This is a genomic window from Phycisphaerae bacterium (assembly GCA_018003015.1).
In the GTDB taxonomy this organism is placed as follows: domain Bacteria; phylum Planctomycetota; class Phycisphaerae; order UBA1845; family PWPN01; genus JAGNEZ01.
In genome coordinates this window covers 214845-228102 of sequence record JAGNEZ010000002.1, presented here as the reverse complement: position 1 = coordinate 228102, position 13258 = coordinate 214845, and the positions used below count along the sequence as shown (strand labels likewise).

At 64.1% G+C, this 13258-nt stretch carries 11 protein-coding genes; all 11 read right to left on the bottom strand.

What is annotated here, in order from left to right; all coding sequences use genetic code 11:
* Window positions 1-11: 11 nt before the first annotated feature.
* The 11 genes from KA354_01780 to KA354_01730 all read right to left on the bottom strand — a co-directional run bounded on the left by KA354_01780 (window position 12) and on the right by KA354_01730 (window position 13218).
* Window positions 12-1091, bottom strand: a complete 1080-nt coding sequence (locus tag KA354_01780; protein MBP7933353.1) for a polysaccharide deacetylase family protein — start codon at window positions 1089-1091, stop codon at window positions 12-14.
* A 57-nt stretch (window positions 1092-1148) separates the two neighbouring features.
* Window positions 1149-2360 carry a DegT/DnrJ/EryC1/StrS family aminotransferase gene (locus tag KA354_01775; protein ID MBP7933352.1) on the bottom strand — a complete coding sequence of 404 codons (1212 nt, stop codon included), beginning with the start codon at window positions 2358-2360 and terminating at the stop codon, window positions 1149-1151.
* A 13-nt stretch (window positions 2361-2373) separates the two neighbouring features.
* Window positions 2374-3516: a glycosyltransferase gene (locus KA354_01770; protein MBP7933351.1), complete on the bottom strand. Its 1143-nt coding sequence runs from the start codon at window positions 3514-3516 to the stop codon at window positions 2374-2376.
* A 3-nt stretch (window positions 3517-3519) separates the two neighbouring features.
* Window positions 3520-4620 carry a glycosyltransferase gene (locus KA354_01765; protein MBP7933350.1) on the bottom strand — a complete coding sequence of 367 codons (1101 nt, stop codon included), beginning with the start codon at window positions 4618-4620 and terminating at the stop codon, window positions 3520-3522.
* A gap of 16 nt (window positions 4621-4636) precedes the next feature.
* Window positions 4637-4933: a hypothetical protein gene (locus tag KA354_01760; protein MBP7933349.1), complete on the bottom strand. Its 297-nt coding sequence runs from the start codon at window positions 4931-4933 to the stop codon at window positions 4637-4639.
* A 257-nt stretch (window positions 4934-5190) separates the two neighbouring features.
* Window positions 5191-6288, bottom strand: coding sequence for a glycosyltransferase family 4 protein (locus KA354_01755; GenBank protein ID MBP7933348.1), 1098 nt, complete (start codon window positions 6286-6288; stop codon window positions 5191-5193).
* A 60-nt stretch (window positions 6289-6348) separates the two neighbouring features.
* Window positions 6349-7632, bottom strand: coding sequence for a glycosyltransferase (locus KA354_01750; GenBank protein ID MBP7933347.1), 1284 nt, complete (start codon window positions 7630-7632; stop codon window positions 6349-6351).
* Window positions 7589-8827, bottom strand: a complete 1239-nt coding sequence (locus tag KA354_01745; protein ID MBP7933346.1) for a glycosyltransferase — start codon at window positions 8825-8827, stop codon at window positions 7589-7591. The genes KA354_01750 and KA354_01745 overlap by 44 nt, the downstream gene beginning before the upstream one ends.
* On the bottom strand, window positions 8824-10743 hold the full coding sequence (asnB, locus tag KA354_01740) for an asparagine synthase (glutamine-hydrolyzing) (GenBank protein MBP7933345.1): 1920 nt from the start codon (window positions 10741-10743) through the stop codon (window positions 8824-8826). Before asnB ends, KA354_01745 begins: the two co-directional genes overlap by 4 nt.
* Window positions 10744-10758: 15 nt before the next feature.
* Window positions 10759-11883: a glycosyltransferase gene (locus KA354_01735; GenBank protein ID MBP7933344.1), complete on the bottom strand. Its 1125-nt coding sequence runs from the start codon at window positions 11881-11883 to the stop codon at window positions 10759-10761.
* A gap of 48 nt (window positions 11884-11931) precedes the next feature.
* Window positions 11932-13218, bottom strand: coding sequence for a glycosyltransferase family 4 protein (locus KA354_01730; GenBank protein ID MBP7933343.1), 1287 nt, complete (start codon window positions 13216-13218; stop codon window positions 11932-11934).
* Between the last annotated feature and the right edge of the window lie 40 nt (window positions 13219-13258).

Sequence of the window (13258 nt, the reverse complement as noted above, 5' to 3'; positions counted from 1 at the left end):
TGCACGTCCCCTCAGCGAACCAGAAGGCTCCAGAAGAACAAGACGCTGCCCAGAAGGTAGAGAAGCCCTCCGGCCGCAATCGCCCGTTTCAGATTGCGCGTCTCGAACAACGGAAGCAGAGGGCCCCGGTACAGGATCTTCCGCACCCGGGCGGCAAATCGACCACCGCCCAGCCGCTCGGGAATGCGTTTCATGTTACCGGTGATGCGGAGCATGAGAGCGCCGCGCGGACTGAGGCAGCGGGCAAAGTCCGCCACGCTCATGTCGCGCTCGACCACGATCCGCGGCAGGGCCAGAAGATCCGACCAGCCGTTGACGCTTCCCTTGTTGTTGCAGCAGGCGGTTCGGTACCCGGCCATGCGGGTCAGCCGCTTGATCCGCCGACTGTATCCGGCGCGCGGGATGGCAATGTGTTCGACCGGTCTGCCGGTGATCTCCGCAATGCGCCGGCGAGACTCCTCCAGTTCGCGCAACGCGACCTCGTCGGCAAGATCGGCGAGGATGCAGTGCGTCACCGTGTGCGACTGGATGGACATTCCGCTGCCGGCCATCTCGCGCATCTGGTCCGGGCTGAGAAAACCGTCCACCCCCTTGACCAGGTTGCGAGTGTGCTCGTCCGGCTCCAAGGATACGAAAACCACACCCTTCTGCCCGAGACGCTTGAGCACCGGGAAACCCATCGTGTAAGTGCTGAGATAGCCGTCGTCAAACGTCACGATGACCGGCTTCGCCGGCAGCGGCATCTCGCCGGCACGAACGCGCAGGTAGTCGTCGAAATCGAGCGTCACGTAGCCGGCGTCACGCAGGTACTGCATCTGCTCGGCGAACCGGGTGTCGTAACTGACCCAGATCATCTCCTTGTCCGGCACCAGCCCCTGCTCCGCCGCCGCGTGGGAGATGAGGCGATGATACAGCAGGACGGGAACCCGGTCCCGTCGGTACTCGAGATAGACGTAGCGCAGGACTTCCAGCACCGCCAGGAGCGGCACCACCATGAAGACGACAACACCGGCGGCGGTCCATGGATCGATGTCCGCCAGGGGCACACAGCGTGCCGGCGCGGCCAAGTCGAGGATCGAGCTGGGACTCATTCGTGAACTCCGGAGCTGATCGAGTGGAGCCGCCCGGACCGCCTCCACCGTGGTTGGCTACGCGGGACGACAGGTCTCACGCAGGAATGCGACGATGCGTTTCGCGCACCTCAGACTGACTCGCGAATGGTTGGGCAGGTTGATGACTTCGCGGGCGGCTTTCTCGGCCTGCGGGCACTGGCCGGGAACGTAGCCGAACACCTCCTGCGCGGTCAGTCGCGAGTGGAGCGGGCGTATGAACCAGTCACCAATCTCCACCCGGCGAGCGTCGGCGATACGCAGAATCTCGTCCTTGTTGCTCACCCTCACCGGCACGCGCAGCAGGGCAACTTCCGCGTCGTGAGCTGGAAGCGGTATCTGCCAGCACGCGTCAGCCAGAGCGTTCAGGTAGTATTCGGTCACCCTCCGGCGATGCTCAAGCGTCTCCGCAATCCGGCCCAGCTCGTGAAGCCCGGCAGCGGCCTGAACGGCACACATCCGTCTGAAGTACTCCGGACTCCAGTGCAGGTTCTCGACCTTCCCGGTAGAACCGGCGATGATGCCCCGGCGAGTCAGCCAGCGATACGCCTCACGGGCGATGGCGGTGGTCCACGGGTAAACCAGCAGAGCGTGAAGGATGTTCTGCAAGGCCAGCTGAGCGGCGGATCTCCGACTCGGGGAAACGGCCTCGGCGTCACGCAGCCGGCACACGCGCTCATAGAGGTCTAGATCGCCACAGACCAGCAAACCGCCCAGCCCGGTGGTGTACGGCTTGCTCCACTGGGTGGAGAAGAAACCCGCTGCGCCAAAGGTACCCATGTGACGGCCGCCCAGACGCGTGCCCAGGGCATGGCAACAATCCTCGATGACCGGCAGACTCCTGGAACGACAGAGTCCCATGACCCGATCCAGACCCGCACTCGGGTAGCCGTACGTGTGCTGGACCAGGACGGCTCGGGTGCGCGGCGTGATCGCGGCGGCAAGTAGATCCGGATCGAGCGTGCAGTAGCCGGGCTCGATGTCCACGAAGACGGGCACGGCGCCAAGAAACCTCACCGCGGCCGGCACCGCCACGCAGGTGTAGCCGGGCATGACCACTTCATCACCCGGCCCGATGCCCAAGGCCTTGAGGACGGCGAAGAACGCCACCCGCCCTTTCCAGAAGCCGGCGCAGCAAGCAGAGCCGACCCGTTCGGCAAAAGCCCTTTCGTAGGCCTCGATCGTCTCCTGCCCCCCGCCAGGATTCGGCACAAGCAGATGTTTGACCAGAATGCGTGTCTTGCTGAGCATCGGCTGGTCCTTGTCAGCGCGAGGGTTTCCATCGGGCGACGCGCTCGCCTCGAAGATACTTCACCATCGCCACAATGTAGGCCAGGTTCACCGAGTTGTAGAAGACGAGCCCTGCGAGACCAGGTACCCGGATCCCCAGGTTGGAGGACACGTACCCGAACAGAGTCAATCCGTAATAGGCAAGCTGAAAGCAGAACAGAATCGCGTACACCCAGTGACAGGGGATCAGGATCGCGTTGATGATCAGGATCGGAATCATCAAGGGCCCCACCAGCCACCTCAGGAACTTGTGCGACATCACCTGGAAACAATAGAGAGGCGAACGCAGAACGGGAAAACGACGAAAAGCGTAAAACATGAAATCCAACGCCCGCATGCAGATCCGCACACGGGCTTCCCATTCATCCTTCACCTGGGTGCGGGATTCCTCCCAGGTCACGGCTTCGGGCTCGAACGTGGTCCTCAACCCCTGCTGCGCGGCGTGAAACGGGTCCGCCATGTCACCGGACGTGGTCGTCGGCAGCGGGCGGAAGACGGTCTTGCGGATCGAGTGAATCGATCCAGGGGCAACAATCCCGCAGCCGAACGAGGCCTCCGCGCGGCGCAGACTGGTCACGAAACGCTGGTACACGCTGAATCCCTGGGCGGTCAGGCTCTGGTCGTAACGGTACGCCACCCAGCCGGCCACACACCCAACCCGCGGGTCGGCATAGTGCTCCGCCATCTTACGAATGGACTTCGCGTTCCAGTGCCCGGTGGCATCCGAGAACGCCAGGATATCACCGCCAGCCCGCTCGGCGGCCACGTTGAGCGCCGCGGACTTCCCAAGATTGCCCTCGACCCGGAGAAGCTTGACCCCGCGCTCCGCAAAACCCCGAACGATATCGTCGGTGCGGTCGGTGGACGCGTCCGAGACCACCACAATCTCCAGCTTGTCACGCGGGTAGTCAAGGGTGAGGGAATTCTCCAGCTTGCTGGCGATCGACTTCTCCTCGTTGAACGCGGCGATGATCTGGGTCACGGTGGGGGTGACCGGCTCCCGGACAAACCGGCGGGGGAAAACCTTGCTGAGCACGTACATCAGCAGGGGATAGACGACCATGGTGTAAATGGGACACAGGATCAGCACCCACAGAATGACCTCGAGAATCCGCAAGGGCTATCTCCTCTGACACGGGGACTGGAACGCGACCTCCTCGAAGACGGCCGCCAGCCGATCCATGTTCTTGGCCATGTTGCCGTCCCGGTCCACCCGGCGGGGGTTCTCAAGGAAAGCCCGCCGACGAAGATCGCCGTCCGCCATCGCCGTGGCTAGAACCTCAGCCAGGCTCTCCGGCCGGCCGGTCTCGAAAAGCAGACCGTTGACCCCGTGCTCGATCCAGGGCCCATTGGCCCGAATGCGCGACACGACCGGAAGTATGCCACTCGCCATGGCTTCGAGCAGGGACGAGGCCGTGCCGTCGCTCAGCGACGCGGAGATGTAAATGTCGGAGTCCCGAAACAGCGCGGGCAACCGATCATGCGGCTGGTGACCGAGAAAAGTGACCACGTCGCTCAACCCCAGCTCCGCCGCCAGCGCCTTGTGCATCTCGAGGCGGGTGCCGCCGCCGGCCATCGTGCAAGTGAACAACCGGCCGGACGACCTCAACCGGGCCAGGGCGTGCAGGATCGTCGGGATGTCATAGACCCGCTGGTGCCGGCGAACGCAAACCAGTCGGGTGGCGTCCGCCCGAGGCCCCTCCTCCCGGGGATGAAACCGCTCAACGTTCACCCCCACCGGAATCCGGAACAGCTTCCGGGCCGGCACGCCCAGCCGCATCAGCTCGTTGTCCAATCCCTGGGACACGGTGTGGACCATGGCCGCCCGCCAGCAGACGAATCGCACCACCGCCTCACGAAACCACTGCCTCGGCCCCGAACTTCCGGCGTGCTCAAACACGTCACCTCCACGGGCGGCCACAATGACCGGATACCGCGAGGACAGCACCGCCGTCATCCCGTTTGAGGTCAGGTAAGGCCCGTAAACCAGGTCCGGCCTGAACGCCCGGATGATCCTTCGCACCCGCGGCACGCGGGTCAAAAACAGCCGCTTGTTCTTCCGGAAGTCAAACGGCTCGACACCCATGAAGACCGTCTCGATCCCCTCAATCCCATTGGGCGCAAACGTCACCACCAGGACCTCGTCCCCACGCGCCTTGAAATAGCGCGCGTAGTGCGGCGTCCAGGGGGCATCGCTGTGGGCCACCATCAGTAAACGCATGACAGCTCCACCCGCGTCACCGCCCCGGCGCGCTCGACGGATCCGAGCAGGGAGTGCGACGGCGAATCACCCTGGCGGGCGACCCGCCGACGATCGCATACTCGGGGACATCCTTGGTAACCACGGCACCGGCCGCAATGATCGCCCCGCGGCCTATTTTCACCCCGGGCAGGATAATGGCCCGTATGCCAATCCACACGTCATCCTCAATGACCACCGGTTTCGCCGGATAGTCGCCCTGCTGCCACATGGGAACGTCGGTGCGGTCAAACCTGTGATTCGAGGTCAGAATCACTACGTCGGAAGCCATCATCACACCCTTCCCGATGGCCACTGGGCCAATCACCAGGGCATTGACCCCGATGCCCGAGTAGTCGCCGATCTCGAGCTGGCTTCCGTCGCCGAAATAGGCCCCCTGCTCCACATTGATCTCTAGCCCCGCCCGCTTGAAGAGACCCCGGCAGATCCACCGGCGGAGAACACGGATCCCTCGACCACCAAAGTGATTGGAGGAAGGAAGAAACCGGGCAAAACAGTAGTAGGCGGCAAGCCTGACCGCGCGCGAGATCTTCACCCTCCCCCTCCTTCGCCCATGGCCGCGCTCTCCAGCTTGTCCGCCAGCCGCTTCATGTTGACTTGCTGGTCGGCTCGCTCGCAGACCAGCCTGCGATTCTCCTCGAACGCCCTGCGCTGCAGCTCCTGATCCTCGATCGCCCGATCGAGAAGCTCCGCCAGCATGTCCGGCCGCTGAGTGTCGAACAGCAGTCCGGTGACGCCGTGCTCCACCCACGGCGTGTTCGCCGGAATACGCGAAACAACGGGAAGCAGCCCGACCGACATCGCCTCCAGCAGCGCCGAACTCGTGCCGTCGCTCAGCGTCGCGGAAACATAGATGTCCGCCTGGCGAAGAAGCTCGGGAACCTGCTCGTGCGGGACTTCGCCGGTGAACCTCACCCGATCGAGAAGGCCAAGCTCCTCCGCACGCCTCTTGTGCGCCGCCCACAGCGTGCCCGTGCTCGCCATCACCCCGGTGAACTCCCGGCCGGCCGCCCTCAGACGGCCCAGGGCTTCGATGACCGTGATGTTGTCGTAGATCCCCTCGTGTTTGCGTACACAAATCAGCCGGGTGGCCGGATGACGCGGCATCTCCGCCGCCGGCATGAATCGCTGCGAATCGATGCCAACTGGTATCTGGAATATCTTGCTGGCATGTACACCCAACCGGAGTAGCTCGTTTTCGATCTCCTGCGAGACCGTGTGAATCATCACGCAGCGGTCACAGACAAACCGGATCAGTTTCTCCCGCATGCCCCGCCGCCAACCGACACGACGCTCCTGTTCGAGCACGTCGCCACCCCGCCCGGAGGTCACCGTCGGACCTTTCCAGGCCAGCACGGCAGTCAGACCGTTCGAGGCGATGAACGGGGCGTAGACCAGATCCGGCCTGAAACGCCTGATGATCCGCCGCAGCCTCGGCACGCGCGTGACATAGAGATGCTTGTTGGCGTGCTTGTCCCAGGGGTCCACGCCAATGAACTCCATGTCGATACCCTCGATCGGCTCCGGACTGAAGCTGACCACCAGGGTCTTGTCTCCCCGGGCAGCGAAGTACCGCGCGTAGTGAGGCGTCCACGGGTTGACGCTATGGGATACGATCAGAAGACGCACGCGATCCGCCTTCCAGATCCGAAAACCAAGTCTCGAGCCCGCCGTCCCCCAACCCATATCTCAACATGGCCGCTCCGGATCTGCCAGACTCTCCACCAGGCTCAGATACGCCCGGTAGAGATACTTCCGATCCCAGAGGTCGACAGCCGACGCCCGTGCCGCCGCACGCATCGAAGCCAGCCTCGCCGGGTCCGCGGCCAGCTCGGTCAGCGCCCGACACGCCCCCTCCTCGTCACCCGCCGCGTAGGTCACGCCGGTTTCGGTCCTGGCAATCCACTCGGCACACTCGCCCGGAATCGTGTTCAGGATGGCCAACCCGGCCGCCCAGTAGCCGAACACTTTGTTGGGAAAGAGAATCCTGGATTCCGGCCGGACGGCATTCCAGCCGATGTCGCACTCCTTCACCGTCGCCGCCCAGTCCGCCGCACCGACAAAGTCGAAAAGTCGAATGCCCGGCACGCCCGCGATCATCTGCCGCAGCTCGGGAACCAACTCGCCACGCCCGTTGAAGATGACCTCCAGATGGGGATGGGCGGCGACTACCCTCCGAGCCGCCCGCGCTGCGGTCAATACGTCGTAGTTCCGCGAGAGACTACCACTGTAAATGACCCGAACCTGGCCTTCCGACCGGGCAGGCAGCAAAGACCGGCCGGATGCGGCCGCCACATCAAAGGCGGCCAGATCAATGCCCAGCGGGATGACCTCCCGCCGACAAGCCCCGCTGCCGTACCGAATGGCCTGGTCCGCGTAGTCCCGGGCTACGCCCACCACCGCATCCGCGGCGGCAAAAGCCTCCCGATTGGCCCGAATCCACGGCCGGAATAGCAGCGGCCAGGCCCACCGGATGAGGAACGGAAGGAAACGCCGGCTGGTCTCAATCCAAATGTCCTGAACATCCACGATCAGCCGGGCACCAAGATCACGGGCCACTCGCCCCGCCGCCGCGGCCGACTCCATCGGCGGGTTGCTGGCTACGATGACCACCGGAGCCGCAAACGCCAAGGACGCCCGGGCAAAACCATCCGCGAAGGCCCGGTGCGACCGAAAACGGCTCAGGCTCACGTTCCGCTCATACGGCGGCGTTTCAACGAAACAAACCTCGATCCCCTCGCGACGGCAGGCGTCCAGCAGCGGCTCCTGATCGAGCCGACGCTTGTACCGATGTGAGAACGACGCCGTCCACCAGGTCACCACGTACCCGGCATCACGCAGCACACGAGCCAGCGACGCATACCGGCCAGGCGGCTCGGGATCACCAGGCAGCGGGTCAAACGGGTTGACGATCCACACCCGTTTCCGGTCAGCGGGGCAATCGATGGCCTGAGCCCTCCTCGACCGGAACACGATCCTCCAAGCCCTTCCGCCCAGCTAGCTCCTCATAGATCTCGGACATCGTCTCCACCAGACGGTCCCATGAGAAATGCCGCTGAACATGCACCCGGGCGGCCATCCCAATGTCTCGGCGGCGCTCCGGCCGAGCCAGGAGATCGCCGATCGCCTCGGCCATGCCCGCGTCGTCGTCGCACGATACCAGGATGCCAGCCCGCGGGTCGAAGATCATCTCCCGGGCCGAGGGAAAATCCGTGCAGACCACCGGCAACCCGGCCAGCATCGCCTCGAGCACCGCATTCGGAAAGCCTTCCGAGTCCGACGTGAAGCAGAAGATATCAGCCCCGGCCAGGAGCGAGGGGACATCGCCGCGAAACCCGAGGAAACGCATCCGTGAATCCAGTCCCGCGTCACGCACCCGCCGCTTGAGCACGTCCTCGTCCGGACCGGTACCCACCACCGCGACAACCGCGTCTGACTCGCTCCGCTCCAGCCGCCCGACTACGCGAACCAGCATCGGGTAGTTCTTCGGAAAACCGAGACGCCCCACGGTCAACACGACCGGGGTGTCGGCGGCGAGACCCAGTTCCCGACGAAGCGATGATCTGGCCTCTTCACGGTTAGGAAGCTCGAAACCCACGGCGTTGTGGACAATCCGCGTCTGCTCCGCAGGCAACCCGAAGTGCCGCTCCAGCGAGGAGGCGATGAACCGGCTGTTGGCCAGCCGCAGCGTGCGCCTCCTGAAGAACCACTCCGAAGCGCGATCGATGAGACCGGTCATACGCACTTCGCCCCGCTCGCTCGCGATGATGCCGGACACGCCGCAGGTCACAGCGGCCAGGCGCCCCCAGAAGTTGGCCGAGTACATCCAGGTATGGATGATGTCCGGCTCAACCTCCTTGACCACGCCGCGAAGCCGCTCAAAGAAACGCCACACGGACATGGACGGCTTGCTGAAAAAATGCGTCCACACACCCGCGCGGCGAAAGTCCTCCTCCAGCTCATCGGCCTGCCGAACATACCAGCAGATCGCCGAGTCGAAACGTGCCCGATCCAGCCGCCGACAGAGCCCCAAAAGCTGAAGCTCACAGCCCCCCCGCCGAAGCTGACCGATGACGTGGAGGATGCGAATCTTCCGCATGAGATCAAAACGGCCACGACCATCGATTGCCCGATCGACCGGTTGGATCGAGGCCGCACCGGCGCTCACACCAACGAATCCAGCGAGTCGTCGGGCCCCATCGTTCGATCGACGAACATCCGGAACCATAACTCCAGCCACAGCAGCAGCCAGAAACGAGTGCCGTGGCACGCCACGTGCGATTGATGCTCCTCCCACAGCCGGGCGACATAGCCATAGTCGAACAAACCCCGCTCACGGGCGGTCTTGCCGAGGATGATCTCGTGGGCCCGCCTGGCCCAGGCCCCTTCAAACCACCCGTCGATCGGAATCGAGAAGCCGTGCTTGCGGCGGAAGACGACTTCCTTCGGTACCCGTCTGGCCGCCAGTCGCTTCAACAGGTACTTCCTCTCCCACGGCCGCAGCTTGACCCCCGGCTTGAGGCGGGCCGCCCACTCCACCACCAGCTGATCCTGGAAAGGCGATCGGGCTTCAAGCGAACTCATCATCGTGGCGACGTCAACTTTGACGTTGTAGCAGAAGGGAAGGAGCACGTGCAGGTCGTCGAAGAGGGCCCGATCCAGGGCACTGTCCCCATCATAGCCTTTCATGACCTCCTGCGTGTAAGCCAGAAGGTTCTCACGAGTGGCAAGCGGTCTCGCAGCCCCCGCCCAGATCCGGTCAAGATGGTGCAGGGCCCAGCTGCTCACCCCACCCCAGGCCACGAGCGGGTCGGAATGAGCGTAACGCAGAAAACGGGCCGCCATGGCCGCCGGAGCACGCGATTCCGAGTACATGTACCCCCTGACCAGAGAGTAGACCCGATTGAGCAGCGCGTCGGGGAGACACCACCCGACCAGATGGGCCAGGTAGTACCCGTGGTGCTGGCTGTAACCTGCGAAGGACTCGTCCCCTCCGTCACCGGTCAGCGCCACGCTCACGTGCTGCCGGGCACAATGAGCCACGTAGTAGGTCGGAATGGCTGACGCGTCTCCGAATGGCTGCCCAAACGACCACACCAGCCGGGGCAGCAGCGACCAGGCGTCCGGAGAGACCTGGAACTCGGTATGATCCGTATTCCACCGACCGGCTACGATCCGGGCAAACGCTCGCTCATCGTGATCGGGATCCTCGGTGCCGATGGCGAACGTGCGCACCCGACCCGGACTGGCCTCGGCCATCAGACTTACGATGTAACTGCTGTCCACGCCGCCGCTCAGGAAGGCACCCAGCGGCACATCGCTGACCAGGCGGCGCCGGACCGCGCCGAAAACCAGTTCCGAGGTCCGCTCCATGATGTCCGAGAACGAGTCCCGTACCTTGTCGGCGAAGGACAGATGCCAGTACCGCCGCTCCACCCACCCGGCACGCGTCAAGGTGAGATAGTGCGCGGGAAGCAGCTGGTACACGTCCTTGAACGCCGCCTCGCGGCCGGGCACGAACCGCCAGTAGAGATACCGCGCGATGGCCTCCATGCGCGGTTGCCAACCGGAAGGGGCAACGCTCCAGATCGACTTGATGTCCGAGCCAAAAAGGAATCGGCCTTCATGCCAGCCGTAGTACACCGGCTTCTTCCCCAACCGGTCCCGGGCCAGGTGGAGCTCCTCGCGCCGCCCATCCCACAACGCCAGACCGAACATCCCGTTGACCCGCGTCAGCAGGCGCTCAATCCCCCACTGCTCATAGCCGTGAATGAGCACTTCCGAATCCGTGTCCGATGCGAACCGGTGGCCGGCCGACTCCAACTCCGGTCGCAGCTCCTGGAAGTTGTAGACCTCTCCGTTGAAAACCATCCAGAGAGTCTGATCTTCGTTGGCCATCGGTTGATGACCGCGAGGCGACAGGTCGATGATGCTCAGGCGGCGATGCCCCAACCCTGCGTGCGGCAGAACGACCGTCCCGGCGTCGTCCGGCCCGCGAGGCAGCATCATGTCGCGCATCCGGTCAACGAGCTCGCCGCTGATCGGCCGATCACTGAAGTCCACGATGCCGCAGATTCCACACATGCCAATCCTCTCGCCTCATCGACCCAAGGAAGAGCTCATCAACTCCTCATAGACGGATGCGGTCTCCCCAACCACTCTTTCCCAGCTGAAGCGTGCCGCCACGTGGTCCCGGGCGGCGGCCCCCAGATCCCGACAATGCTCCGGAGCGGCAAGCAGCCTGCCGACCGCATCCACCATCTTGTCCACGTCGCCGCAGGGAACGAGCACGGCGTGTTCCGGGCCCAGAATCACCTCGCCCGCCGACGCGAACTCCGTGCAGACCACCGGCAAACCGGCCGCCATCGCCTCCAGCACCGCATTAGGCAGCCCTTCGGAGTCGGAAGTGAAGGCAAACACATCCGCCGCCGCAAGGAGCCTCGCGATGTCCGGCCGCTCTCCGAGAAAACGGATCCGGCGCTCCCAGCCCTCGCGCTGAACCTGCCCGCGGAGCGACGCCTCCTCGGGCCCGCCCCCCGCAGCCAAAAAGTACGCCCGCTCGAACCGGCCGCACACCAGCTGGCCAACCCGGATGAACATCAGGTAGTTCTTCGGCCAGGTACAACGCCCCACCATCAGCACAAGCTGGCTGTCCGGGGGGAGACCGAGTTCGTCCCGTATCTCCCGCCGAGCCTGCTCTCGCTCCGGCAACGGTACCTGAACGGCATTGTAGATGACCCGCGTGCAAACGACGGGCAGGCCAAAATGCTCCTCCAGCGACCGCGCCACCGCCAGGCTGTTGGCCAGTCGCGTGGTTCGAGACGCCAGCAAGCGCTCGGCGATGCGCACAACCGTATTGTCCATCGCGACCTCGCACCGGTCACTCGCCACGATGCGCGGAACACGGCAGCTCATCGCCGCAAACCGTCCCCAGAAGTTGGCGGAGAACAACCAGGTGTGCACGATGTCCGGTGAGGTCTCCTTGATCACGCGCCTGAGCCGCCGGAAAAACTGCCACAAAGACCCGGCCCTCTTATCAAGGAAGATGGGCTGCACTCCCGCTCGCGCAAACTCCTCGTCGAGCTCCTCGTCCATCCGGACAAACCAGCATACCGAGAGATCGAAGCGAGCCTTGTCAAGACGTTCGCACAGACCCAGCAGCTGCGATTCGCAACCGCCGCGTCGAATCTGGCCGATGATGTGAAGAACCCGGATCCTGCTCATGGGCAGACCCATTCCCCATGACTCGCCTGGCGATGACGCCAAGAAGGCTCAAGCCCCTCTCGACTCGACCACCGACTCCCCCCTCACCGCCCGCCGCGACTTCAAGGCCCTGGTGAGACCCGGGAAACTCCGGCGGAGATGACCTTCCAGATAGCGAGCCTGAGCCTCCATCGTCTTCCCGCGAGCCCAGCGCAGACCGGACCTGGCCAGGCCCTGTCGGAACGCATCATCAGTCAAGATCCGTCGGATGGCGTCGGCCAGCGGCTCCACCTGCTTCGGTGGCACCAGGATGCCGGTCTCCGGCGGGACAAGGTCCGGAATCCCGCCAACCCGCGTGGCAACGATCGGCAATCCGTTGGCCAGGGCCTCAATGACGACCTTCGGTATCCCCTCCGTGAAACTGGGGAGCACGAAAAGATCATGCTCGCGATACACGCGCCAGAGCTGCTCGCCCATCGGCACATACCCGCGGAAGGTGACGGCATTCGCCACGCCTAACTCCTGGCCCAACACCTCGAACTCGGCGCGGTTCGGCCCCTCCCCGACCAGGGTCAATACCGGCGTCAAACCCTCGCCTCGCAGCAAGGCCAGGGCACGCAACAAGACCGCGATGCCCTTCAGATAGTCCAGCCGACCCACAAACAGCAGTCGAGGGGATGCCGGCAACGGGCCCAGCGTCTCCTCCGGGCGGATATCATCCTCGCGGAAAGTACTGTCCTCGCCCAACACGACATTCCTGCCACGTCCCTGGTAGGATTCGGCCAGCTTGCGGCCATAGGCAAACACCAGATCGCTGCTGAGAATCCAGCGGAGCAACGGGCGGTGAGCCATCACAAAACCGCGAACCAGCCGGGGATGACGCTCGGCCACTCGAGTGACCCCAAACAGAGCCTCCCAGTCGCCCACCATTGAGCAGAAGACCGGCTTCCTCAGCAGCCGGGCAAGAAAGAAACCGAAAACCTGGAGGTAACCGGGGAACATGAGGTGAACAATGTCCGCCCTTCGGATCACCGCCAGAAGCGGCATCGAGTAACCGATGGGGTGTAGCAGCGACTGAAAAGTGTATCGTTGCCTGTAGGTGGGCAGTTCAGCCACCTGGGCTCGCGCCACCCTCAAGGGCGTTACGCCGTCCGCGGGCATCTGGTGACGAACGGGAACAGCCACGATCACCCGGTCGAACAGCTGAGCCAGCACCTCGATGTACCGGCCAAAACCGCCCGTCGTACAGTACTGCCCGTCGACCCGGTAAAACTGCTTGTGCGAGATCACGCAGCAGGTGCCGCCGAAGGCCGCCTCAGGCAGAACGCTGGCAGAGTCATGCGGAGGGTCCGCCATTAGCGAAAGCTCCTTGCGGCTGGGCCGATCGCCATCTCTA

Excerpts from the sequence above, each read along its gene's own strand:
- KA354_01760 (MBP7933349.1), bottom strand. The coding sequence starts at position 4,933 with ATGATGGCTTCCGACGTAGTGATTCTGACCTCGAATCACAGGTTTGAC.
- KA354_01765 (MBP7933350.1), bottom strand. The coding sequence starts at position 4,620 with ATGCGTTTACTGATGGTGGCCCACAGCGATGCCCCCTGGACGCCGCAC.
- KA354_01735 (MBP7933344.1), bottom strand. The coding sequence starts at position 11,883 with ATGAGCAGGATCCGGGTTCTTCACATCATCGGCCAGATTCGACGCGGC.
- KA354_01775 (MBP7933352.1), bottom strand. The coding sequence starts at position 2,360 with ATGCTCAGCAAGACACGCATTCTGGTCAAACATCTGCTTGTGCCGAAT.
- KA354_01730 (MBP7933343.1), bottom strand. The coding sequence starts at position 13,218 with ATGGCGGACCCTCCGCATGACTCTGCCAGCGTTCTGCCTGAGGCGGCC.
- asnB (MBP7933345.1), bottom strand. The coding sequence starts at position 10,743 with ATGTGTGGAATCTGCGGCATCGTGGACTTCAGTGATCGGCCGATCAGC.
- KA354_01780 (MBP7933353.1), bottom strand. The coding sequence starts at position 1,091 with ATGAGTCCCAGCTCGATCCTCGACTTGGCCGCGCCGGCACGCTGTGTG.